The sequence below is a fragment of the Pantoea sp. Ae19-2 genome (assembly GCF_059801205.1).
Genome location: NZ_JBCHWE010000001.1, coordinates 3,030,275 through 3,053,479, shown reverse-complemented (window position 1 = coordinate 3,053,479; position 23,205 = coordinate 3,030,275). Strand labels below are relative to the sequence as shown.

Below are 23,205 nucleotides of genomic sequence, written 5' to 3'. Positions count from 1 at the left end.
TAGCGCATTCTGCTACAGAAAACCCTAATGTTGCTTTTTTGTAAACAGATTAACAAGGCGGTTAAATCCTGCTATGCTGCCCCACGCGGAACCGGGCACCTTACCCTACTCATGGAATGCGTTGTCATCAGGGTGCACCGGAAACCCATACAATGAGAGCGAGGAGAACGTCGTGCTAGAAGAATACCGTAAGCACGTTGCCGAGCGTGCTGCCCAAGGGATCGTACCTAAGCCATTAGATGCTTCCCAAATGGCCGCGCTGGTTGAACTGCTAAAAAATCCACCTGCGGGTGAAGAAGAATTTTTGACCGATTTGTTGGTCAACCGCGTACCACCCGGCGTCGATGAAGCGGCGTATGTTAAAGCAGGTTTCCTGGCTGCTGTCGCCAAAGGCGAAACAACCTCTCCTCTGGTATCTCCTGAAAAAGCTGTTGAACTGCTCGGTACCATGCAGGGCGGCTACAACATCCATCCTCTGATTGAAGCATTAGATGATGCGAAACTCGCACCGATTGCGGCAAAAGCGCTTTCCCACACGTTGCTGATGTTTGACAGCTTTTACGACGTTGAAGAAAAAGCCAAAGCAGGCAATCCACACGCGAAGCAGGTGATGCAGTCGTGGGCGGATGCCGAATGGTATCTGTCACGTCCTGAGCTGGCTGAAAAAATTACCGTTACGGTTTTCAAAGTCACGGGTGAAACCAACACCGATGACCTGTCTCCGGCACCGGATGCCTGGTCACGTCCTGATATCCCACTGCATGCCCTGGCGATGCTGAAAAATGCCCGTGAAGGCATTGAGCCGGATGAGTCAGGCAACATCGGTCCGATCAAACAGATCGAAGCACTGCAGGCTAAAGGTTTCCCGCTGGCCTATGTGGGCGACGTTGTGGGCACAGGTTCATCCCGTAAATCGGCCACCAACTCGGTGCTGTGGTTTATGGGCGATGACATCCCTAACGTGCCGAATAAAAAAGGCGGTGGTGTTGTTCTGGGCGGCAAGATTGCGCCTATCTTCTTCAACACCATGGAAGATGCCGGCGCGCTGCCGATCGAAGTGGATGTGAACGACCTGAATATGGGTGATGTCATTGATATCTATCCTTTTAAAGGCGAAGTGCGCAATCACGAAACCGGCGATCTGCTGGCCAGTTTTGAACTGAAAACCGACGTGCTGATTGATGAAGTGCGTGCCGGTGGCCGTATTCCACTGATCATCGGTCGTGGCCTGACCAGCAAAGCGCGTGAATCCCTGGGGCTGCCTGTCAGCACCGTGTTCCGTATCGCGAAAGACGTGGCGGAAAGCTCACGCGGCTACTCACTGGCGCAGAAAATGGTTGGCCGCGCCTGTGGCGTTGACGGCGTCCGTCCGGGTGCCTATTGCGAACCGAAAATGACCTCGGTGGGCTCGCAGGATACCACCGGTCCTATGACCCGCGACGAGCTGAAAGACCTGGCATGTCTGGGCTTCTCTGCCGATCTGGTGATGCAGTCGTTCTGTCACACGGCGGCTTATCCTAAGCCAGTCGATGTGAACACACACCACACGCTGCCAGACTTCATCATGAACCGTGGCGGCGTTTCCCTGCGTCCGGGGGATGGCGTGATTCACTCCTGGCTGAACCGTATGCTGCTGCCGGATACCGTCGGCACCGGTGGCGATTCCCACACCCGCTTCCCAATCGGTATTTCCTTCCCGGCAGGTTCGGGTCTGGTTGCCTTTGCGGCAGCGACCGGCGTTATGCCACTGGATATGCCGGAATCGGTACTGGTACGTTTCAAAGGTAAAATGCAGCCCGGCATTACGCTGCGCGATCTGGTTCACGCCATTCCGCTGTATGCGATTAAGCAGGGCCTGTTAACCGTTGAGAAGAAAGGCAAGAAGAACATCTTCTCCGGTCGCATCCTTGAAATTGAAGGTCTGCCCGATCTGAAAGTGGAGCAGGCGTTCGAACTGACCGATGCGTCTGCTGAGCGTTCTGCTGCAGGCTGTACCATCAAGCTGGATCAGGCGCCGATCAAAGAGTATCTGACATCTAACATTGTCCTGCTGAAATGGATGATCTCAGAAGGCTACGGCGATCGTCGTACGCTTGAGCGCCGTATCGAAGGCATGGAGAAATGGCTGGCGGATCCACAGCTGCTCGAAGCCGACGCCGATGCAGAATATGCTGCGGTGATTGACATCGATCTGGCGGAGATCAAAGAGCCGATTCTGTGCGCGCCAAACGATCCCGACGATGCGCGTCTGCTGTCAGATGTGCAGGGCGAGAAGATTGATGAAGTCTTTATCGGTTCGTGCATGACCAACATCGGTCACTTCCGCGCGGCAGGTAAGTTGCTGGACAGCCACAAAGGCCAGCTGCCAACCCGTTTGTGGGTCGCACCACCGACCAAAATGGATGCGGCTCAGCTGACGGAAGAAGGCTACTACAGCGTGTTCGGTAAGAGCGGTGCGCGTATCGAGATCCCGGGTTGTTCACTGTGCATGGGTAACCAGGCACGTGTCGCCGATGGCGCAACGGTCGTTTCGACCTCAACCCGTAACTTCCCGAACCGTTTGGGTACAGGGGCTAACGTCTACCTGGCTTCTGCGGAGCTGGCGGCGGTCTCATCACTGTTAGGTAAGCTGCCAACGCCAGATGAGTATCAGCAGTTTATGGCGCAGGTGGATAAAACGGCTAGCGATACCTATCGCTATCTCAACTTTGACCAGTTGAGCCAGTACACTGAAAAAGCGGATGGCGTGATTTTCCAGACCGCCGTCTGATTGCTGACCGTTGGTCCATTTAAGAGGGACGCTCTGGCGTTCCTCTTTTTTTTATGCCTGAAAAGTGTCCTGAAGGAAGCCGGATGTGTGCGCTAAGCAGGTGCATGGTAATGAAAATAGCGGTATAACAGCGCGAGTGACTGATAAAGAGATAAGATCATGGAGTATGAATTTCTACGTGACATCACGGGCAAAGTGAAAGTTCGTATGTCGATGGGACATGAAGCACTGGGCCACTGGTTTAATGAAGAGGTCGAGCACGATGCCAGCGTGCTGGATGAGGTGGAAGCGGAAGCCCATAAATTAAAAGGAAGTGAACGTCAGTGGCAACGTATCGGGCGGGAATACACGCTGTGGATGGATGACGAAGAGGTGATTGTCCGCGCGAATACGCTGAATTTTGAAGGCGATGAAATGGAAGAGGGCATGAATTATTACGATGAAGAAAGCTTGTGCTTCTGCGGTATGGAAGATTTTCTGGCGGTCATTGCTGCCTGGCGGCGCTTCATGCAAAACAGATAATACCGGTGAGTATTGCAGGCCCTGTGGTTCCCCTCCGTATTGATTGATTATGCTCAACTAACCGCGCGCTATTCTGCGATTCATGCCGCAATTTTCCTCTTAATGATTTAATATCATCATGGTGATTATAATTAATCATAATGGTGATAATATGGATATTAAAGCAACAGTTGAAAAAATCCCGGGCGGTATGATGGTTGTCCCGCTGGTTTTAGGGGCCATCGTGAATACGCTCGCGCCCGAAGCCTTACAGGTGGGCGGCTTTACCACCGCGCTTTTTAAAGAAGGTGCACCTGCTCTGATTGGGGCATTTTTGTTTTGTATGGGCGCAGGGATATATATCAAAGCGGCACCCAAAGCCTTGTTGATAGGCGGTGGCGTCACGGCAAGCAAGTTTCTTGTTGCTGTGGCCGTGGGCTTTGCTGTGGATACCTTTTTTGGCGCGGAGGGGCTGTGGGGACTGACGTCGGTCGCCGTCATTTCGGCCATGAGCAATACGAATGGCGGCCTTTATGCTGCGCTTGCGGGGGAGTTTGGCCAGGACAATGAAGTCGGCGCGACCCCCGTGATCTCCCTTAACGATGGTCCGGTACTCACCATGATTGCCCTGGGCGCGGCAGGGATGGCAAATATTCCTGTCATGTCGGTGGTGGTGGTGATCGTCCCCATGCTGCTGGGCATGTTGCTCGGTAATCTCGATCCAAAAATGCGCGATTTTTTGTCTCAGGGCGGCCCGATACTGATTCCCTTCTTTGCCTTTGCGTTGGGCGCCAGCATTGATTTTGCCATGCTGCTCAAAGGCGGGCTGGCTGGCATTGTTCTGGGGGGCTTAACCACGCTCGTCGGCGGCTTCTTTAATATAAAAGTCGATCGCTTGTTAGGTGGCAGCGGAATTGCCGGCGCGGCGGCATCCAGCACGGCGGGCAATGCTGTCGCCACGCCTGTTGCTATTGCTCACGCCGATCCCGCCCTGGCGGACGTCGTTGCGTCGGCCACGCCGCTGGTCGCGACGTCGGTCATTGTTACCGCAATTTTAACGCCCATGCTGACCTCATGGGTGGCAAAGAGTAATCAGCAGCGATCGCTGTCATCCACGGAGAAGTTATGATGAAAATGCTTGTCATCGCCGACGATTTTACGGGCGCAAACGATACCGGTGTCCAGTTGGCTAAAAAGGGCGCACGCACCGAAGTGATGCTGACGCCACAGCAGAAACCCTCGCGGCGGACTGACGTACTCGTCATCAACACGGATAGCCGGGCGCTTAGCGCAGAGCAGGCGAGCATTGCCGTTACTCAGGCGCTTTCTGCCTGGCTGGGCACGACGCAAAATAACGTACTGATTTATAAAAAAATCGACTCGACCTTGCGGGGGAACCCCGGGGCGGAGATTGCCGCGGCTATGGCGGCAAGTGGTGCCACGCTGGCGATCGTTGCCGCGGCCATACCTTCGGCAGGCCGCATCACGCGCCAGGGTGAGTGCCTGGTGCACCAGCGTCCGTTGCTGGAGACAGAGTTTGCCAGCGATCCTCGCACCCCGATTATTTCGTCGCGAATCAGTACGCTTATCGGCTTACAGACTCGTCTGCCGGTGAGTGAAATGTCGCTGGACGTGGTAAGAGGCGGTGAGCTACGTGCCCGGCTTGAAAGTCTGGCCCGGCAGGGAGGGGGCATCGTGGTCATGGATGCCGAAAATGATAACGATCTGACGCTAATTGCCCAGGCCGCCCTGGCCATGACCCAGCCCCCTTTATTGGTCGGTGCGGCGGGGCTGGCGAATGCACTTCCGGCTGAAAGTTACATGACTATGCATCAAACTCTGCCCGTATTGGTGGTGGCAGGCTCAATGAGTGAAATGACCCGACGTCAGGTTGAGCAGGCGCAGCGCTCAGGACGCGTTGACGTTGTCAGAATTGCGGTACAAACCCTTCTGGGGCCTAAAGATGAGTGCGAGCATATCGTGGCCCAGGCGTGCGAGATTCTGATGCAGAACAGGCACTGTGTTCTTCAGACCAGCAGTAGCGTTGACGATCGTAATCAGATTGATGCTCTGACCGCGCACTACGAACTGAGTCGTGAAGCCTTAGGTGAAAAGCTGAGTCAGCGGCTGGGAGAAATCACGTTGGCGATTCTCGATCGTGCTCGTACCGGCGGCCTTTTTCTCACCGGTGGGGACATCGCTATTGCGGTGGCTAACGCATTGGGCGCTGAAGGTTATCGTATTCAGAGCGAAGTCGCTCCCTGTATCCCCTGCGGCACCTTCGTGAACAGTGAAATTGATGACCTGCCGGTTATTACCAAGGCGGGGGGATTTGGCACAGACAGTACGCTATGCGAAGCCCTGCACTACATAGAAGAGTTGTATCTCCAACCCTAAGCCCGGGCCTGTACATCGGCGACGTTGCAGTCGATGTGCAGGTTAAAATCGATTTCAGAGAGCACAAGGTAGGGGTGATTTGTATTAAGAGCACGGGGCACAGGGCAATATTTAACGCCGCGCGCGATGTTCTGTTTTATTAAAATATAACCTTTCACCAAAAAGATGAGGAGATGACAGGCGGTTTTGACATGAGTGATAACATTTAATTGGTTAATAATGCGATGGCGCTAAGTCAAATTAACGTTGCACTTTATTCCTTCAACGCAATGTTGTAAGCATTTTCATTCTCATCTCTTTTAAAAGCCTTTGATTTTAATCTTTTTTATTTCGGTGGGTTAATTCACGCTCCGCTGAAGCTGCATAGTGATAGATAAGCATCTCTGCGATTTTTTGAAGTGGCTTAAAATTAAAAAGGTAACGCAGTGGAAATTTCAGCAACTGCGTTAATAATCAACTGGACATTAATGCGTTTATATTGGCGTCACTCATTTTTGGGTGCGTTAACAGGCTTTTCATTAAATTTACATGCCTGATTATTAATGTTTTTGCCATTAGTCTCAGTTAATTAATGGAATTTATTTATTTTTTTCCACTCGCGGAGAAATTATGCTCAGCAACACATCTATCAGAACACGACTCTATATTGCATTTGGCGCGATTACGCTGGTCATGATTGTCGTTTGTGGCATGTTTTATGCCGGGTTTGGCCGGGTAACACAAGCCAGCCAGCTTAATATTCATACTTATCAGGTTGTTGAAGGATTAAACAAGGCCACCGAAAACCTGCTTAATATGGAGACGGGCGTGCGTGGTTTTGCGCTCAACGGCAAACCGCAGATGCTGGTCCCGTTTAATGAAGGAAAACAGGCATTCAGTCGATATATAGAGAGTACGCATCAGCTGACCCAGGATAATCCGGAACAGCAGAAACGTTTAGTTGATTTGGAAAACAGACAAAAGGCCTGGCTGGAAACCTATGCCCAAAAGGTGATCGATGCGCGCGAACGCCTGAATCAGGGCTCGCTGGATCAGCAGCGCTTTTTTGAGCTCTTTGCCTCGGGTGAAGGGAAAGTTCAAATGGATGCGATGCGCTCTGTCATTGAGTCAATGATTGCCACTGAAAAATCGTTGCTGCAGGCCCGTGCAGACGAGTTAATCACTGAGCGTACAAAGACCAGAATGACGTTAACAGGCGGGCTGGTGCTTTCGACAGCCATCTCATTGGTGCTGGGACTGCTTATTTCCCGTAGCATTTCCCGTCCTCTGACGCTGGCGGTGAATACGGCTGATACCATCGCCCGGGGCGACCTGACCTCCGTCATTACCGTGGATCGAAAGGATGAGACCGGCAAGCTGCTTGCGGCGCTGGCCAATATGCAAAATCATCTGCGGACACTGGTTTCTCAGATCAAAGATTCCGCTGCGTCGGTTGAACTGGCAGCCAGCGAAATTGCACAGGGAAATACAGAGCTCTCTTCCCGCACGGAGGAGCAGGCTGCCGCGTTGCAGCAGACTGCAGCCAGTATGGAGCAGATTACCGCTACCGTGCGCAATAACACTTCCGTCGCAGAATCCACCGCCTCTTCGGCTCGCGAGACGGAATCGCTGACCCGCGCCAGTGAAAAAGCCGTCAATGAAATGAGTCAGACCATGCACAGCATTTCGGTGAGTGCGGCCAAGGTCAAAGAGATTACGGCGGTCATTCAGAGCATCGCGTTTCAGACGAACATTCTGGCGCTGAATGCCGCCGTTGAAGCAGCAAGAGCAGGTGAACATGGTCGCGGTTTTGCCGTGGTGGCGAGCGAAGTCCGGACGCTGGCTCAACGCAGCGCCTCGTCGTCACGAGAAATCGGCACCCTGATTGAAGAAGCCGTCAGTGGCGTCGAGAAAGGCGTAAAAGCGGCAGATAATACGGCACACAGTATTCTTAAAGCCGCGAGCGAGGTCGCCTCGCTGGCACAATATATGGATGGGCTGGCTCTGGCATCGGTAGAACAAATGCAGGGCGTTTCGCAGGTCAGCGTGGCTGTGACCCAAATGGACAGCGTAACGCAGAGCAACGCGGCGTTGGTCGAACAGTCCGCTTCTGCATCTCAGTCGTTAACGGAACAGGCAAGGAGCCTGAGAGTATTAACGGCCGCGTTTCAGATCTGATGCCCATCGGCCAGCCAGGGTAAATCATGCCTGGCTGGCTGTGCCGGATGGCTTAACGGGTCAGAAAGTTTTCCAGTTCGTGACCTTTATTGCCCGCTTTATCAAATTGCGCCGCGTAGTAATCGCAATTATGTTTCTTATGGCGTGAAAGCGCCGCCATTTTCCGGATTTCCTTTATCCCTTTTCCTTTCAGCCCACAGGCCAGCCGCTCAAGTGCACGGGCGTTTTCAAACTGATCGAACGCGCGGGGATAGATCAGTTGGGGAACGCCATTCTTGAGTAACTGCGCGGTGGTGCCAATACCGCCATGATGAATGGCAAATAAGCACGTTTCGACAAGGGCAATATTCAGTTGAGGTACGGTCATCACGTCATCGTTCACCGACAAGGCGGTTGCTGTTGGCGTAACAAGTACGCATTTTAACCCCTCAGCTTTTAAGTCCTGCAATATCTGGCTAACGGACTTTTTCTCAGCCAGTGCCCAACTGGTAAAAAACACCACCGTCCGGGAGTCAATAAAGGCGGTAATCTGTTCGTCATCCGTTGATGCACGGCTTTTATTAAGCATAAAACCAGCGTAAAACCCGTTACGCGCTTTTTTCTGATAGAACCAGGGTTCATATAACACGATCGAACGCTGTCCACCGCTCACCCAGTCAGCATAAATATTTCGACAGGCGGGCAGGTGATTGTCGCGGCGTAATTTGTCCAGCGTATCCTGAAGTGCGGGTGACACCAGTGCGCGTTGAAATAAGGCCAGTTTCCAGTTCAGATTCACTCGCAGGCCTTTTTCCAGCGCGTTAATCACGCGCCCGGGCTGCAATTTTAAATTTGAATTGGTCAGGCTGATTGCATATTTCTTAATCTGATATTTGTCACTTACCGCTTTTGCAGCGAAGCACCATAAAGAATGGATGATAATGCAGTCATCATCCACAAGGGCGCTCATGGCATTGAACATGGCTTCCTGCTGTTCCGCCATATAGTGTGAGATACGTTTCAGAGAGTGCTTTTTTTCCCACAGCGAACGGTCCTGTACCGCGTTGACGTACGTTTCTTTATCGCCCACCGCAACAAAGGAAAGTCCGCGTGAAACGGCTTCTGACCTGAAGTAATCGTTAGCGAGCAAATAAACATCGTGATTTTTTTCTTTCAGAAGCGATCCAATTTCGATACAGGGAAAGACATCGCCAGCTGAGCCGAGTGCGCCAATGATCACTTTCATTTCAGACACCAATCTGGTTAAAAATGGTGTTAAAGGCGGAAGCCGTACGCTCCCGGCTAACTTTTCCTTCCAGATCTAAAAAGTGTCCCGCATCTCTGATCTGATAAAAGCAGGTTTTGTCCGACTCGCCGCAAATCTCTTCAATGTTTTTCTGCGGCGTATGAATATCCAGATCGCCATTGATAAAGTGAAACTGACATGCCGAATTATCGATAATACTTTTGTAGTCATGATTGCGAATATTAGCGATTTGCTCAAGGTGGAAGCGCCCCTGGCGGTACTCAATTTCATCCAGCGTGGTGAGGTGTCTGAAATTGCAGAATTTCATTTTGTTCGGCAAATAGGCGCCGACTTCTTCGTTCATCAAATGCGCAAGATCGACAAATTTTTTCTCTTTTGAGTACAGATTTGCCTGTTTAACGTAGGTGCGCATTCGATCGTTAAATTCGAAAGAGTAAGACGCAATAATGGCGTGTTCCAGGCCATCTTCGCCGTTATTTAACAGCTTCAGCGTCGATGCGCCGCCCCACGAAGCAGAGGCAATAATGTTAGGCTTATAGATTGAAATAATTTCCCGAATGATCGCCACTTCATCATCCAGCGTAACGATATTACAGTCCTGCTCATTGTAGGGTTTCGATTTGCCGGAAAAAGGCAGATCGAACGTAATCACATCTGATTTATCCGCCAGAAACCGCTTCCAGTTCCGAAAGGAAGACGAGGTCGCCAGCGCGCCATTTATCAGGATGGTCCTGTTACGTGTGGGCACGCTGCATTTCACTAATTCCACATAAACGTTAAGTTTGTTTATGTTTATAACAGAGTATGCGTGACTCATATCACTCTCCTTACCAACGATTACCCGCGAAAAGTAAATTTTTTTAATGTATATCACAGGGTGATGTGATCATTAAGTTATTTTTATGTTTTATTGGTTTTTTTAATGGGATTATTTTTATGCCTATGATAGTTAAGGTTTTTAATGAGGTTTTAGATGACTAACCTTAAATGGCTTACTTTTAATCAAAAATTAAGCTTATGTTTTCTTGCGATATAATGTGATCTTCCTCATGGAAAAAGCATTGGTTAGCGTGGCGTAAAGCGATGCAGTTTGTTATGTCACATCATTTTCATTACATAAATTCATGTTAACTAAATTAATGATTTTGACGGATCTGGATTGGTTTTTTAGTGTTTAGTACTGAATATTTGAATTAATACCTGTGTTGTAGCGGAAAAGAGACAAGAACGGCCGGAGGAGGGCAGCGATGACAGCGCTGAGCAGGAGAAAGTGAGACGCGGGGTTCTGCGCGTATTACAAGAAAAGTGCTCGCGGCCACCAGGCGATAAAGCCACCAGAAGAGGCAAATTAACCGGACGGCGGCCATCCTGGTTTGCAGCGCATAATAAGTCCTGTTCTGGTTGAAACGGGAAGAGGCATGGATAATGACGAAGGAGAAAATGGCCCCCAACGCAGGGGGCAGGGCAGCGGTAGGGTGACTAGTACGTTTTTAATCCCACTGACGGAATATTTCTGCCGTAGTAAATCTCACGCATTTCCTTCCACAGCAGGTCGGTAATACGTTTATGCTCCTGAGGCGTCAGATCTTCAGGGCGGGTATTGAAAAGATAGTGTTTTAAATCGAACTCTTTTAATAACATCTTGGTGTGAAAGATGTTTTCCTGGTAAACGTTAACATCCACCATGTCGTACATGCCCTTCATGTCTTCAGACATAAAGTTCTGAATAGAATTGATTTCATGGTCGATAAAATGTTTCACGCCGTTCACGTCACGCGTGAAGCCGCGCACGCGATAATCCACCGTGACGATGTCTGACTCCAGCTGATGAATCAGATAATTAAGCGCCTTAAGAGGGGAGATCACGCCACAGGTCGATACTTCGATGTCGGCACGGAAGGTGCAAAGGCCGCCTTCTGGGTGGCTCTCTGGATAGGTATGTACACAGATATGACTCTTATCAAGGTGCGCAACGACGGAGTTGGGCAGCGGACCCGGATGTTCTGACGTATCAATATCTTTGGGATCGATGGGTTCCTCACTGACCAGAATGGTCACGCTGGCACCCTGTGGCTCATAATCCTGACGGGCAATATTCAGGACATTTGCGCCAATGATGGAACAGGTTTCGGTCAGAATTTCTGTCAGGCGATTGGCATTATATTGCTCATCGATATAAGCAATATACCCATCACGTTCAGCTTCAGTATTTGCATAGCAAATATCGTAGATACAAAAACTCAGGCTTTTGGTCAGGTTATTGAAGCCATGTAGTTTTAGCTTTTGCAATTTTATTCACCCCTTATAAATGCCCAGTCAGCGCGGGTCTTCCAGTGCATTCAACAGATATTGTGGCAGGGCAAAGCTGCCAGTATGAATCGCCGGTGTATAGTAACGGCAGCGCAAGCCAGAGGCTTCGAAACGCGCCTGTAACAGGGCCGCGTCGGGCTGGCGCAAAGCAGGATTGTCGCTGGCCCAGGCAAACGTCATGATCCCGCCATAGTAGGTCGGGATAGCCGCCTGATAAAAGCTGACATCCTGGAAGTAGTGGCTGAGTTTACGATGGCTGTTCACTGCCTCATCCTGCTGCAGGAAGCAGACGCCGTTTTGTGCAACGAAAATACCGTTCTCATTCAGGGCTTTTTTACAGCCTGCATAGAATTCAGAGGTAAACAGGCTTTCGCCCGGACCGATGGGATCGGTACAGTCTGAGATAATAACGTCAAACTTTTCAGTGGTGTGATTGACGAAATTCACGCCGTCATCGATAACCAGATTGAGACGCGGATCGTCGTAAGCGCCGGCACTGTGATTGGGCAAATACTGACGGCAAAAGGTGACCACGCCAGCATCAATCTCGACCATTGTGATTTTTTGGATATCAGCGTGGCGGGACACTTCGCGCAACATGGCACCGTCGCCGCCGCCGATGATCAGCACGCTTTTTGCCGAGCCGTGAGCCAGCAACGGCACGTGCGTCATCATCTCGTGATAGATAAACTCATCACGTTCGGTTGTTTGCACCACGCCATCCAGCGCCATGACGCGACCCATGGCCGCGTTTTCAAAGATGATTAAATCCTGGTGGGCCGTTTTATCCCGATAAAGCTGTTTATCGACGGTAAAATACTGGCCAAAGCCGGCATGAAGTGTTTCATACCACATCTCATTTTGGGCCATGATGAAGCTCTCCTTTCGTGACATCACCCCGAAAATCGGCGGGACATCATAGCTAACTATGATAGTCCTTGCACGGGCAAATGTCTGGTGGGAGAGCGGGCTGGCGCGCTACTTTACATAAGCAAGCAGGCTGAGAGAATCCCGGGCCAACGACTTACATTTTTGGTCATTAGCAATCGCGATGCCGCTTAAATCACGATAGCTGGCTTCGCCGAGGGCTTTCATGTTGTAGTTGTTGTAATTGCTTAAGTCCCAGCGGTTCTGCTGAGCAAAAAACACCAACGCCTTACGAATCTGCGCATCGGGCAAATCCTGGTAGCCACAATCATTTTTTAAATAAACGAATACGGCAGTGAGATCGGCAAGATCTTCTGCTTCGGATTCGCTCAGGGCAAAGCTGGTGGAGGAGAAGCCGAAGAGTCCCGCCAGCAGCAGGATCTTGATGCTTTTCTTCATAGTTATTCTCATCAGATAATTGTCTTAAGACGTTAGCACAGTTATGTAAAGATTTTCGATCAATTTACGCTTTTCGGGGCATTCTGTCCGGCTATGCTTGACCTTGCCATAAGGGCAGGGTTTAGGCTTCAGGTAATTTCGTTACAAGGATGCTGATTATGCAACGTCGCCACTTTTTGAAACTCAGCGCGGCACTGGGCGCGGCGGGTGCGCTGCCGCTCTGGAGCCGCTCGCTCATGGCCGCTACCCGACCGCCGCTTCTTATCCCCGCGTTGCTGGAGGCGGATGCGAATGGCCTGTACAGCCTGACGGCGATGGAGGGCACGACGCAGTGGCAGGGGAAAGCCGTACCCACCTGGGGCTACAATGGCAGCCTGCTGGGCCCGGCCATTCGCCTGAAGCGCGGTACGACAGCCACCATCAACATTCATAACCGGCTTAAAGAAGCGACGACGCTTCACTGGCACGGGCTGGACATTCCCGGTGAGGTAGACGGCGGCCCACAGGGCGTCATTGCGCCGGGTGCGATGCGTCAGGTGACCTTTACCCCGGATCAGCCTGCGGCAACCTGCTGGTATCATCCGCATCTACACGGCAAAACCGGCCATCAGGTCGCTCAGGGCCTGGCGGGGTTAATTTTGCTGGAGGATCAGCCGTCAGGTACGCTCCGGCTGCCCAGCCAGTGGGGCACCGACGATGTACCGCTTATCTTTCAGGATAAGCTGCTGAGTCAGTCTGGCGAGCATATCGATTATCAACTTGACGTGATGCGGGCGGCGGTGGGCTGGTTTGGCGACATGATGCTGACGAATGGCGTGCAGTATCCGCAGCACGCCGTGCCGCGTGGCTGGCTACGTCTGCGCCTGCTTAACGGCTGCAATGCCCGTTCGCTGCATATCGCGGCCAGCGACAAACGTCCCCTGTATGTTATCGCCAGTGACGGTGGGCTGCTGTCGGAGCCGGTGAAAGTGGATTCACTTCCGCTGCTCCCTGGTGAGCGTTTTGAGATCATGGTCGATACCTCTGACGGCAACGCCTTTGATATCGTTACGCTGCCGGTCACGCAAATGGGCATGACGCTGGCACCTTTCGATCGCCCCCTGCCGCTGGTGAATATCTTGCCGCTGCGGATCATGGCCAGTGCAACTTTACCCGACCAGCTCGCCACGCTGCCAGCTGTGCCAAAAACAGAAGGCCTGACAACGCGCTGGCTGCAGCTCAGTATGGATCCCCAGTTGGATCAGCACGGTATGCAGGCGTTAATGGCGCGTTACGGTGAGAAAGCCATGGGCAAAGGAGGGCAGCACGCTATGCCAATGGGCAACGACGCGAGCGGGATGAAACATGACAGCGGCGCAGAGACGATGGATCACCAAAATATGGACCATGGCGCAATGTCCGCTGCCGCCTATGATTTCCATAATGGCAATAAAATTAACGGTCTGGCATTTGATATGACGCGTCCCGCCTTCAATGTGAAGCAGGGCGCCGTGGAAAAATGGACCATTTCCGGCGAAGGCGACAGCATGCTGCATCCTTTTCATATTCACGGTACGCAGTTCCGTATTCTTTCAGAAAACGGCAAACCGCCCGCCGCCCATCGTCAGGGATGGAAAGACATGGTGAATGTCGACGGCTGGCGCAGTGAAGTACTGGTGCGTTTCAATCACGCCGCCGCCGCCGATCATGCTTATATGGCCCACTGCCATTTGCTGGAGCATGAAGATACCGGGATGATGCTGGGCTTCACCGTGACCTGATCAGGCTTGTTCAAGGGCCAGTCGGATGTCTTCTACCAGATCTCCGGCATGTTCGATGCCGATCGATAAGCGTATCGTCGCGTCGGTAATACCGATGCGCTCACGGACTGCATCCGGCACGCCAGAATGCGTGGTTGTGCCGGGATGGCTGGCAAGTGACTCGGTGCCGCCCAAGCTAACGGCCTGCTTAAACAACGCAAGCGCATTGAGAAAGCGAAACGCGGCAGGTTGTCCGCCCACGATATCAAAAGAGAAGGTCGAGCCGGCGCCGCTGCACTGCTCGCGATACGTTTTGCCCGCGGGGCTTTCTGCATCCAGATAGGGCAACCAGTGCAACGCTGCTACCTTAGGATGCGGCTGCAGAAAGGCGGCAACGGCTTCGGCATTGCGAAAGGCTTTTTCCATGCGCAGCGACAGCGTTTCCAGTGAACGGCCAATCATCCAGCTTGAGTGCGGATCCAGTTGCGTACCGATAGCGCTGCGCAGGGCGCGAATTTGCGTCATCAGCGTTTTCTTACCCATCACCGCGCCAGCGATCAGGTCAGAGTGCCCGCCGACATATTTCGTCAGAGAATACAGCGATAAGTCCGCCCCCAGCGTCAGCGGCTGTTGAAAAATCGGGCCCAGCAAGGTGTTATCACAGGCGATGACCGGACGCGAACCCTGATGCCGATCGATCTCGTCGGCGATGCGCCCCATCAGCGCAATATTCACCAGGCTGTTGGTGGGATTCGCCGGGGTTTCCACCAGAATCATCGCGACGCGCCCCTGCGCCATCGCACGATGAGCCGCATCACGCACTTTTGCTTCATCGTGTCCGTCGCTGAAGCCGACCGCCTGAATGTCCAGATTGTGCAGTGTCTTACTCAGCAACGTTTCCGTGCCGCCATACAGCGGCTGCGAATGCAGAATGACTTTTCCCGGTCGTGCAAAGGTTAACAGCGTTGTCGAGATAGCCGCCATACCGGAAGCAAACAGGGCACAGCTTTCCGCCTGTTCGTAAATGGCCAGGCGATCTTCTACGATCTCGCTGTTGGGATGATTAAAGCGGGAATAAACCAGTCCGCCGCTTTTGCCTTCCGGAGGCTGACGACGGCCTGAAACATAGTCGAAAAAGTCGCGGCCTTCTTCTGCGCTGTCGAAAACAAAGGTAGAGGTAAGAAACACGGGCGGCTTCACGGCACCTTCCGACAGGCGAGGATCGTAGCCATAATTCAGCATCTGGGTTTCAGGATGCAGTTGACGATCGCCAACGTGCGTTTTCTTACTTGAGGGTGAAGTCATTGAGATCTCCCAATAAGGTCGTTAACTGCATAACGATATGTTGATAAAATCCTATCATGCAGCAATTAATGCTGTTAAATGCTGTGTTGTTCTAAGGTAATGCTGACTGTGCAACTGCCAGACGACAGGTGAAGATTTTTACTACACGTAAACGTTTGCTTTTTCCGCGCGGCATCAGTACGCCTTTCTACTATGATAGACTGCGTGGCTTTGTGAGCTACCGGGCAAAAGGCAATGAAACATACTGTTGACGTAATGATCCCTGAACAGGCAATCGCCGCGCGCATCGCTGAACTGGGCAAAGAAATCACCGACCATTACCGCGACAGCGGCAGTGATATGGTGCTGGTGGGGCTACTTCGTGGCTCATTTATGTTTATGGCTGATTTATGCCGCGTCATTGACGTTCCGCACGAAGTGGATTTTATGACCGCATCCAGTTACGGCAGCGGTATGTCCACGACCCGGGATGTGAAAATCCTGAAAGACCTGGATGAAGATATTCGCGGCAAAGATGTTTTAATTGTCGAAGACATTATCGACTCCGGTAACACGCTTTCGAAAGTGCGTGAAATCCTGCGCTTGCGTGAGCCAAAATCCCTGGCGATTTGTACGCTGCTGGATAAGCCTGAACGTCGGGAAGTCAACGTCAACGTTGAATACGTCGGCTTTTCTATTCCCGATGAGTTTGTGGTGGGCTTTGGTATTGATTATGCGCAACATTATCGCCACCTGCCTTACATCGGCAAAGTGGTGCCGCTCGAAGACTGAATGCCGTTGACCGCACATTCTTCCAAGGCCTGAGCCCGTCGTTTCGTGTAGGCTTGTCGCGCAACAGCGTTACTGGCGCTGAAAATCGCCCTTAACTAACAGATTAGCCATGCCGTGACGATAGCGTTGTTCAAGATTCTCCCGGCTGCTTGCTGTCACATCAAGATTGCGCAGGCAGCCATCCTGGATACCGTAAACCCAGCCATGGAGCGACACTTTGCGTCCACGTTTCCAGGCGGATTGCAGAATCGTGGAATGCCCAAGATTATAAACCTGCTCAACAACGTTGATTTCGCAAAGTTTATCCAGGCGTTTATCCGGCGGGAGTTCCCCCAGTAACACGCTATGCTTGTACCAGAGATCGCGAATGTGCAGCAGCCAGTTATCTATGAGACCCAGCTCCGGGTTATCCATAGCGGCCTGAACACCACCGCAGCCATAGTGGCCGCACACGATGATATGTTCAACTTCTAACACCTCTACCGCGTACTGCACCACAGAAAGGCAGTTGAGGTCGGTATGAATGACCAGGTTGGCGACGTTGCGATGAACAAACAGTTCGCCGGGCTCAAGGCCGGTAAGGCGTTCGGCGGGCACGCGGCTGTCTGAACAGCCAATCCAGAGGAAACGCGGTTTTTGCGCCTGAGCCAGTCGCTCAAAAAAGCCGGGATCTTCTTTGACCAGTAATGTGGACCATTCGCGGTTATTACTGATCAGGGTATCAATATCTGTCATGGCGTTAAGCAACCTGTTACTGCGCATTTGCGTGCGCGTACTATAGGCGAAGGCTTCCTAAATTCAAACGGCATTACAATGCCATACAACAGGGTATGTATTCAGAATGACCTATGCACTGGAACTTTCCCGGCTGACCAAGACCTATCCCGGCGGCGTACAGGCGCTCAAGGGCATCGATCTGAACGTCGAAGCCGGTGATTTTTATGCGCTTTTAGGGCCTAACGGCGCGGGTAAATCGACCACTATCGGCATTATCAGTTCGCTGGTGAATAAGTCTGAGGGCAGCGTCAGGGTTTTTGGCTACGATCTGGAAAAAGACGTAGTGAACGCCAAACGCCAGTTGGGCCTTGTCCCACAGGAGTTTAACTTTAACCCGTTTGAAACGGTCATGCAGATCGTAGTGAATCAGGCCGGTTACTATGGCGTTGAGCGTCGTGAAGCCCTGCAACGTGCGGAAAAGCACCTGAAGCAACTCGACCTGTGGGAAAAACGCAACGAGCGCGCGCGGATGTTGTCCGGTGGCATGAAACGTCGTTTGATGATTGCCCGCGCCCTGATGCATGCGCCCAAGCTGCTGATTCTGGATGAACCTACCGCCGGGGTCGATATTGAACTGCGCCGCTCGATGTGGGTGTTTTTGAAAGATCTGAACGCGCAGGGCACCACTATCATTCTGACCACTCACTATCTTGAAGAGGCAGAAATGCTGTGCCGCAACATCGGCATTATTCAAAATGGCGAGCTGGTGGAAAACACCTCAATGAAATCTCTGCTGTCAAAGCTGAAATCGGAAACCTTTATCCTGGATCTGGCCCCGCGCAGTCCGCTGCCGTCGCTGGAAGGTTTCCAGTATCGCCTGGTCGATACATCGACGCTGGAGGTCGAAGTCCTACGTGAGCAGGGGCTGAACAGTGTATTTAGCCAGCTCAGCGCTCAGGGCGTGCAGGTACTGAGTATGCGCAACAAAGCGAATCGTCTGGAAGAGCTGTTCGTCGGCCTGACGCAAGGAAAAACAGGAGCTAAAGCATGACACATTTGTACTGGGTGGCGTTAAAGAGCATCTGGGCCAGGGAGGTGAACCGCTTCGCCCGTATCTGGATTCAGACGCTGGTGCCACCCGTTATCACCATGACGCTGTATTTTATTATCTTCGGCAACCTTATTGGTGCGCGTATCGGCGATATGAATGGGTTCAGCTACATGCAGTTTATTGTGCCTGGCCTGATTATGATGTCGGTGATCACCAACGCCTATGCCAACGTGGCTTCCTCGTTTTTTAGCGCCAAGTTTCAGCGCAATATCGAAGAGCTGCTGGTGGCACCGGTGCCGACGCACATCATCATTGCGGGCTATGTCGGTGGCGGTGTGGCACGCGGCGTTTGTGTCGGTGTGCTGGTTACGGCGGTGTCGCTGTTTTTTGTCCCTTTCCATGTTCATTCATGGATGATGGTTGCCGTCACGCTGCTGCTCACTGCCGTGCTGTTTTCGCTGGCCGGCCTGATTAACGCGGTGTTTGCCCGTACCTTTGACGATATCAGCCTGATACCGACCTTTGTACTGACGCCATTAACTTACCTGGGCGGCGTGTTTTATTCGCTGACGCTGTTACCGCCCGTGTGGCAAGCCATTTCAAAGCTGAACCCGGTGGTGTACATGATAAGCGGCTTCCGCTTTGGTTTCCTCGGCATCCACGATGTTCCGCTGGCACTGACCTTATCGGTACTGATTGCCTTTATCGTGGTGTTCTATATCGCGGTCTACTTCCTGATTCAGCGCGGGCGCGGATTGCGTACCTGATGCCATGACGGACAAAAAAAGCAGCGATATCGCTGCTTTTTTATGTGGGCCGGGCTTACGCCAACTGTACCGGCAAGGCTTTCGCCAGGCGCTTCATCTGATTATCCCCTTCAAAGTAGGCCACGTTGGGCTTCCACTGACGGGCTTCTGCATCTTCAACCTGCACATAGGAGCAGATAATCAGGATATCGCCTTCACAGGCACAGCGCGCCGCTGCGCCGTTGACCGAAATGATTTTTGAACCTCGTTCGGCGGCGATAGCATAGGTAGAGAAACGCTGACCGTTGGTCACGTTGTAAATATCGATGGCTTCGTATTGCAGGATGCCAGAAGCATCAAGGAAATCCTGATCGATGGCGCAGGAGCCTTCATAGTTGAGGTCTGCCTGCGTCACCTTCACGCGATGCAATTTGCCTTGTAAAACCGTGCGAATCATAGTCAGAAACCTTGTTATACAGCCAAAAATACGACCTGCAGCCTTTACTGCGTGAGGTCGACCTGTTGATTATCGATCAGCCGTGCGTTCCCCAGCCAGGCCGCCATTAAAACCACGGCACGCTGACTGTCCACCGTCAGAGGGGCTAGCGTTTCTGCATCGCAGATTGCCAGGCCATCCGGGCGCAATCCTTTTTCCTGCAGCGACAGATTCGCGGCATCAATAATATCGTTAATCTGCCGCTCGCCATTAGCCAGTCGGGCGGCCATTTCATTCATTACCTGACTCAAACCGGGGGCCAGCTTGCGTTCATCGTCAGTGAGATAGCCGTTGCGTGAGCTGAGTGCCAGGCCATCTTTGGCACGGACGGTGGGCACACCGACAATCTCGATGTCGAACCCCATATCCGCCACCATTTTACGAATGATGGCTAACTGCTGAAAATCTTTCTCACCGAAGCAGGCAATATCGGGCTGAACCAGATTAAACAACTTGCTGACGATGGTCGCGACGCCGCGAAAATGGCCGGGACGGCTCGCGCCTTCCAGCAGCGATGACAACACCGGGACCTCTACGAACGTCTGATTCGCCAGCCCCTGGGGATAAACCTCGGCAGGTGAGGGCGCAAACACGACATCGACGCCGTGACGGTTGAGCTTCTCGCAATCCTCCTGGAGCGTACGCGGATAGCGAGCCAAATCGTCAGGACGATCAAACTGCATGGGGTTGACGAAAATGGACACGATAACGATATCACCCCGTTCACGCGCCTCGTCGACCAGCGTTAAATGCCCTTCGTGCAGGTTGCCCATTGTCGGCACCAGCGCGATACGTTTACCTTGCTCGCGCCAGCGACGAACGTCACGTCGCAACATAGGCAGAGTGTCGATGATCAGCACGGCAATTCTCCTGAATTACTGGAAACTGTGTTCAACAGCGGGATAGCTTCCTGCTTCAACTTCAGCAATATAGCGGCGGATGGCCGCCCGGATGTCGCCGGTCTCAGCCAGAAAGTTTTTCGCAAATTTGGGCACGTGCCCGCCGGTGATCCCCAGGGCGTCATGCATGACCAGTATCTGACCGTCGGTAACGTTACCTGCGCCGATACCAATCACCGGAATCGCCAGCGCCTGGGTCACGCGCTGCGCCAGCGCAACAGGGACACATTCCAGCACCAGCAGCTGAGCCCCCGCCGCTTCGATAGCCAGCGCATCAGCCAGAAGCTGCTCCGCGCCTGCTTCATCGCGCCCCTGTACTTTATAACCGCCAAAAATATTCACAGACTGCGGCGTTAATCCCAGATGGCCACATACCGGCACGGCGCGCTCCGTCAGCATGCGTACGCTCTCTGCCAGCCATGCGCCGCCTTCCAGCTTCACCATATTGGCTCCGGCTCGCATGAGCTGCGCTGCGTTATTAAAGGTTTGCTCTGGCGTGGCATAACTCATGAAGGGCAGGTCAGCCAGTAAGAGCGACTGAGGCGCACCCCGACGCACCGCTGCGGTATGGTAGGCGATATCGCTTACCGTTACAGGCAACGTCGAATCATGGCCCTGTACGGTCATTCCCAGCGAGTCGCCTACCAGTAGCACCTGAATGCCCTCATCGGCAAATAGCCGGGCGAAACTAAACTCGTAGGCGGTCAGGGTCGCGAATTTTTTGCCGCTTTCTTTCCACTGACGCAAATGAGAAATGGTGGTGGGTTTCATGGCGCTCTCAACTCAGAAATTCAGATGGACGCATTTTACTGTATCGCGTTGCTGAGCGGAATCTGTGACGTGTGAATAGATGATCAACTGTGCCAGGGACGGATGCTGGAGCAGTCAAGTCTGGCCAGAAGCGGCTGAAGCGGGCGGCCATCAGGCAGGTGCAGATTGGGCGCAATCGCCAGCAGCGGTACCAGCATAAATGCGCGATTAAGCAGGTCGTAATGCGGCACGATCAGCCGATCGCTGTTGAGGCTGGCTGTACCAAACAGCATGATATCAATATCCAGCGTGCGCGGGCCCCAGCGCTCGGCTTTGCGAACGCGACCATGTTCCCGTTCAATTCGCTGGGTTTGATCCAGGAGCGCCTCGGCAGTGAGCGTGGTTTCAAGCGCTACCGCTGAATTAAGGTAGTCCGGCTGGTCGGGTGGGCCATAGGGCGGCGTGCGGTAAAAGGGGGAGGTAGCTACGCGTTGAGTCTCAGGGAGAGCGTCCAGGGCTGAGAGCGCTGCATCAATCTGATGCAGCGGATCGGCAAGGTTACTGCCTAATGCCAGATAAACCCGGGTCATGAGGCGTTGTTGTTATCACGACGCGGAGCCGTTGAACGGCGACGAGGGCGGCGCGTACGGCTGCGCGGGGCCGGATCGTCTCCCAGGGTATTCAGCATCGTTTTCTGCTGTGGCGGCGCGGCAACCTGGAACTCTCCCCACCACTTACTCAGGCGCAGCAGTTCCGGATTGTTTTCTACCTCCGCTCGCAGCGAGAGCAGGTCGTAAGCAGCACGGAACTTAGGATGCTCCATCAGCTTCCAGGCCCGCTTACCGTGGCGACGAGACATGCGTAGCTGCAACTGCCAGATGTCGCGAATCAACGATGTGATGCGCTTAGGAATGGCTAACGCACGGCAGGCTTCGTCCAGCGTATCGTTCATGGCCAGGGCAAAGGCATCGTAATAGGTCAGGCCACTTTCCTGCGCAATGCGTTCAGCCGCTTCGAGCTGTGGATACCAGAACATCGCGGCGAACAGGAAGGCCGGATTAACCCGCATATCATTTTGAATACGGTTATCCGTGTTCTTCAGCACCTGGGCCAGCATGCGCTCCATGTGGCTGTCGCCGTTCTCGGTAAAGTTACGGGCCAGCGTGGGGAACAGCGGCTGAAATAACTGGTATTCACACAGCTTAAGCCAGGTACTGTAACCATAGCCGGCCTGCAGCAGTTTTAGCGACTCTTCAAACAGACGCGCGGCGGGCACGTCACGAAGTAACGACGCCAGACGGGGAATCGGCTCAGCCGTTTCAGGCGCAATACGCATATTTAATTTGGCAGCGAAACGCGCAACGCGCAGCATGCGCACAGGATCTTCGCGATAACGGGTTTCCGGATCGCCAATCAAGCGAATAATACCTTGCTGCAGATCGTTCAGACCACCAACATAATCCCGAACCGAAAAATCGGCCACGCTGTAATAGAGGCTGTTGATCGTCAGATCGCGACGCTGAGCATCATCTTCGATGCTGCCGAAAATATTGTCGCGCAGCAGCATACCGCTCTGGGCACGCTGAGAATTGTTATGATCGTCGCTGGTCTCTTCAATCTGATGATGACCGCGGAATGTCGCCACTTCGATCACTTCCGGCCCGAACATCACGTGCGCCAGACGGAAGCGGCGGCCAACCAGACGGCAGTTGCGGAACAGTTTACGCATCTGCTCCGGCGTGGCGTTTGTGGTCACGTCGAAGTCTTTAGGCTTCTGTCCCAGCAGCAAATCGCGCACGCCGCCGCCAACAAGATAGGCTTCATAACCGGCTTTATTCAAACGATACAGCACCTTGAGGGCATTTTCGCTGATGTCTTTACGTGAGATGGTGTGGCTTTCACGAGGAATGATGGTCATATGACTCTCAGGTTCAACCTCTGCTGGTGCTTCCTCGTCATCACGCTTCAGGACTTTCCGGCAAAAATTAGCGACTCGGGTAAAAATGGGACACCTCGACAGTGAC

Annotated in this window: 21 protein-coding genes; 9 read left to right on the top strand and 12 right to left on the bottom strand. The window is 52.8% G+C overall.

What is annotated here, in order from left to right:
• Positions 1-172: 172 nt before the first annotated feature.
• The 5 genes from acnB to AAIE03_RS14175 all read left to right on the top strand — a co-directional run bounded on the left by acnB (position 173) and on the right by AAIE03_RS14175 (position 7,825).
• Positions 173-2,770 (top strand): bifunctional aconitate hydratase 2/2-methylisocitrate dehydratase, encoded by a 2,598-nt coding sequence (acnB, locus tag AAIE03_RS14195; protein ID WP_085980279.1) that lies wholly within the window; start codon positions 173-175, stop codon positions 2,768-2,770.
• Positions 2,771-2,929: 159 nt separating this feature from the next.
• Positions 2,930-3,292 carry a protein YacL gene (gene yacL, locus AAIE03_RS14190; protein WP_013024643.1) on the top strand — a complete coding sequence of 121 codons (363 nt, stop codon included), beginning with the start codon at positions 2,930-2,932 and terminating at the stop codon, positions 3,290-3,292.
• A 151-nt stretch (positions 3,293-3,443) separates the two neighbouring features.
• Positions 3,444-4,400 carry a 2-keto-3-deoxygluconate permease gene (locus AAIE03_RS14185; protein WP_015700944.1) on the top strand — a complete coding sequence of 319 codons (957 nt, stop codon included), beginning with the start codon at positions 3,444-3,446 and terminating at the stop codon, positions 4,398-4,400.
• Entirely contained in the window at positions 4,400-5,668 is a 1,269-nt protein-coding gene (gene dtnK / locus AAIE03_RS14180; RefSeq protein WP_031283385.1) for a D-threonate kinase, read from the top strand. The genes AAIE03_RS14185 and dtnK overlap by 1 nt, the downstream gene beginning before the upstream one ends.
• A gap of 609 nt (positions 5,669-6,277) precedes the next feature.
• The gene (locus AAIE03_RS14175) at positions 6,278-7,825 is read left to right on the top strand and encodes a methyl-accepting chemotaxis protein (RefSeq protein ID WP_013024646.1); all 1,548 of its coding nucleotides are present in this window, start codon (positions 6,278-6,280) and stop codon (positions 7,823-7,825) included.
• A 52-nt stretch (positions 7,826-7,877) separates the two neighbouring features.
• On the opposite strand, the gene AAIE03_RS14170 is transcribed toward AAIE03_RS14175, so the two are convergent.
• The 5 genes from AAIE03_RS14170 to AAIE03_RS14150 form a co-directional block, all read right to left on the bottom strand.
• Positions 7,878-9,050, bottom strand: coding sequence for a nucleotide disphospho-sugar-binding domain-containing protein (locus AAIE03_RS14170; RefSeq protein WP_014592934.1), 1,173 nt, complete (start codon positions 9,048-9,050; stop codon positions 7,878-7,880).
• 1 nt (position 9,051) lies between these two features.
• Entirely contained in the window at positions 9,052-9,819 is a 768-nt protein-coding gene (locus tag AAIE03_RS14165; RefSeq protein ID WP_498563053.1) for an alpha/beta fold hydrolase, read from the bottom strand.
• 731 nt (positions 9,820-10,550) lie between these two features.
• Entirely contained in the window at positions 10,551-11,360 is an 810-nt protein-coding gene (speD, locus tag AAIE03_RS14160) for an adenosylmethionine decarboxylase (RefSeq protein ID WP_013024649.1), read from the bottom strand.
• Between the two features lie 27 nt (positions 11,361-11,387).
• Positions 11,388-12,251, bottom strand: coding sequence for a polyamine aminopropyltransferase (speE, locus tag AAIE03_RS14155; RefSeq protein WP_014606566.1), 864 nt, complete (start codon positions 12,249-12,251; stop codon positions 11,388-11,390).
• Between the two features lie 108 nt (positions 12,252-12,359).
• Entirely contained in the window at positions 12,360-12,707 is a 348-nt protein-coding gene (locus AAIE03_RS14150) for a YacC family pilotin-like protein (protein WP_014606565.1), read from the bottom strand.
• A 158-nt stretch (positions 12,708-12,865) separates the two neighbouring features.
• Between AAIE03_RS14150 and cueO the strand changes: the two genes are divergently transcribed.
• A complete protein-coding gene (gene cueO / locus AAIE03_RS14145; RefSeq protein WP_498563052.1) occupies positions 12,866-14,467 on the top strand; it encodes a multicopper oxidase CueO in 1,602 nt (533 codons plus the stop codon).
• Here the strand turns inward: cueO and AAIE03_RS14140 are convergent, their stop codons facing one another.
• Positions 14,468-15,751, bottom strand: a complete 1,284-nt coding sequence (locus AAIE03_RS14140) for a cystathionine gamma-synthase family protein (protein ID WP_498563051.1) — start codon at positions 15,749-15,751, stop codon at positions 14,468-14,470.
• A gap of 234 nt (positions 15,752-15,985) precedes the next feature.
• On the opposite strand from AAIE03_RS14140, the gene hpt reads away from it, so the two are divergent.
• Positions 15,986-16,522 (top strand): hypoxanthine phosphoribosyltransferase, encoded by a 537-nt coding sequence (hpt, locus tag AAIE03_RS14135; protein ID WP_013024654.1) that lies wholly within the window; start codon positions 15,986-15,988, stop codon positions 16,520-16,522.
• A 69-nt stretch (positions 16,523-16,591) separates the two neighbouring features.
• On the opposite strand, the gene can is transcribed toward hpt, so the two are convergent.
• Entirely contained in the window at positions 16,592-17,257 is a 666-nt protein-coding gene (gene can, locus AAIE03_RS14130) for a carbonate dehydratase (protein WP_014606563.1), read from the bottom strand.
• Positions 17,258-17,363: 106 nt separating this feature from the next.
• Between can and AAIE03_RS14125 the strand changes: the two genes are divergently transcribed.
• Positions 17,364-18,290: an ABC transporter ATP-binding protein gene (locus tag AAIE03_RS14125; protein WP_013024656.1), complete on the top strand. Its 927-nt coding sequence runs from the start codon at positions 17,364-17,366 to the stop codon at positions 18,288-18,290.
• A complete protein-coding gene (locus AAIE03_RS14120; RefSeq protein WP_013024657.1) occupies positions 18,287-19,057 on the top strand; it encodes an ABC transporter permease in 771 nt (256 codons plus the stop codon). The genes AAIE03_RS14125 and AAIE03_RS14120 overlap by 4 nt, the downstream gene beginning before the upstream one ends.
• A 55-nt stretch (positions 19,058-19,112) precedes the next feature.
• On the opposite strand, the gene panD is transcribed toward AAIE03_RS14120, so the two are convergent.
• The 5 genes from panD to pcnB form a co-directional block, all read right to left on the bottom strand.
• Positions 19,113-19,493, bottom strand: coding sequence for an aspartate 1-decarboxylase (panD, locus tag AAIE03_RS14115; RefSeq protein WP_013024658.1), 381 nt, complete (start codon positions 19,491-19,493; stop codon positions 19,113-19,115).
• A gap of 44 nt (positions 19,494-19,537) precedes the next feature.
• A complete protein-coding gene (panC, locus tag AAIE03_RS14110; RefSeq protein ID WP_210454186.1) occupies positions 19,538-20,392 on the bottom strand; it encodes a pantoate--beta-alanine ligase in 855 nt (284 codons plus the stop codon).
• Positions 20,393-20,407: 15 nt separating this feature from the next.
• Positions 20,408-21,202 carry a 3-methyl-2-oxobutanoate hydroxymethyltransferase gene (gene panB / locus AAIE03_RS14105; protein ID WP_019106435.1) on the bottom strand — a complete coding sequence of 265 codons (795 nt, stop codon included), beginning with the start codon at positions 21,200-21,202 and terminating at the stop codon, positions 20,408-20,410.
• Positions 21,203-21,285: 83 nt separating this feature from the next.
• Positions 21,286-21,771, bottom strand: coding sequence for a 2-amino-4-hydroxy-6-hydroxymethyldihydropteridine diphosphokinase (gene folK, locus AAIE03_RS14100; protein ID WP_498563050.1), 486 nt, complete (start codon positions 21,769-21,771; stop codon positions 21,286-21,288).
• The gene (pcnB, locus tag AAIE03_RS14095) at positions 21,768-23,186 is read right to left on the bottom strand and encodes a polynucleotide adenylyltransferase PcnB (RefSeq protein WP_206099803.1); all 1,419 of its coding nucleotides are present in this window, start codon (positions 23,184-23,186) and stop codon (positions 21,768-21,770) included. The genes folK and pcnB overlap by 4 nt, the downstream gene beginning before the upstream one ends.
• Positions 23,187-23,205: the final 19 nt, after the last annotated feature.

What these genes read in the sequence shown, in the direction of transcription:
- yacL (WP_013024643.1), top strand. Translation starts at nt 2,930, where the DNA reads ATGGAGTATGAATTTCTACGTGACATCACGGGCAAAGTGAAAGTTCGT.
- AAIE03_RS14185 (WP_015700944.1), top strand. Translation starts at nt 3,444, where the DNA reads ATGGATATTAAAGCAACAGTTGAAAAAATCCCGGGCGGTATGATGGTT.
- dtnK (WP_031283385.1), top strand. Translation starts at nt 4,400, where the DNA reads ATGAAAATGCTTGTCATCGCCGACGATTTTACGGGCGCAAACGATACC.
- AAIE03_RS14175 (WP_013024646.1), top strand. Translation starts at nt 6,278, where the DNA reads ATGCTCAGCAACACATCTATCAGAACACGACTCTATATTGCATTTGGC.
- AAIE03_RS14170 (WP_014592934.1), bottom strand. Translation starts at nt 9,050, where the DNA reads ATGAAAGTGATCATTGGCGCACTCGGCTCAGCTGGCGATGTCTTTCCC.
- speE (WP_014606566.1), bottom strand. Translation starts at nt 12,251, where the DNA reads ATGGCCCAAAATGAGATGTGGTATGAAACACTTCATGCCGGCTTTGGC.
- AAIE03_RS14150 (WP_014606565.1), bottom strand. Translation starts at nt 12,707, where the DNA reads ATGAAGAAAAGCATCAAGATCCTGCTGCTGGCGGGACTCTTCGGCTTC.
- cueO (WP_498563052.1), top strand. Translation starts at nt 12,866, where the DNA reads ATGCAACGTCGCCACTTTTTGAAACTCAGCGCGGCACTGGGCGCGGCG.
- AAIE03_RS14140 (WP_498563051.1), bottom strand. Translation starts at nt 15,751, where the DNA reads ATGACTTCACCCTCAAGTAAGAAAACGCACGTTGGCGATCGTCAACTG.
- hpt (WP_013024654.1), top strand. Translation starts at nt 15,986, where the DNA reads ATGAAACATACTGTTGACGTAATGATCCCTGAACAGGCAATCGCCGCG.
- can (WP_014606563.1), bottom strand. Translation starts at nt 17,257, where the DNA reads ATGACAGATATTGATACCCTGATCAGTAATAACCGCGAATGGTCCACA.
- AAIE03_RS14125 (WP_013024656.1), top strand. Translation starts at nt 17,364, where the DNA reads ATGACCTATGCACTGGAACTTTCCCGGCTGACCAAGACCTATCCCGGC.
- AAIE03_RS14120 (WP_013024657.1), top strand. Translation starts at nt 18,287, where the DNA reads ATGACACATTTGTACTGGGTGGCGTTAAAGAGCATCTGGGCCAGGGAG.
- panD (WP_013024658.1), bottom strand. Translation starts at nt 19,493, where the DNA reads ATGATTCGCACGGTTTTACAAGGCAAATTGCATCGCGTGAAGGTGACG.
- panB (WP_019106435.1), bottom strand. Translation starts at nt 21,202, where the DNA reads ATGAAACCCACCACCATTTCTCATTTGCGTCAGTGGAAAGAAAGCGGC.
- folK (WP_498563050.1), bottom strand. Translation starts at nt 21,771, where the DNA reads ATGACCCGGGTTTATCTGGCATTAGGCAGTAACCTTGCCGATCCGCTG.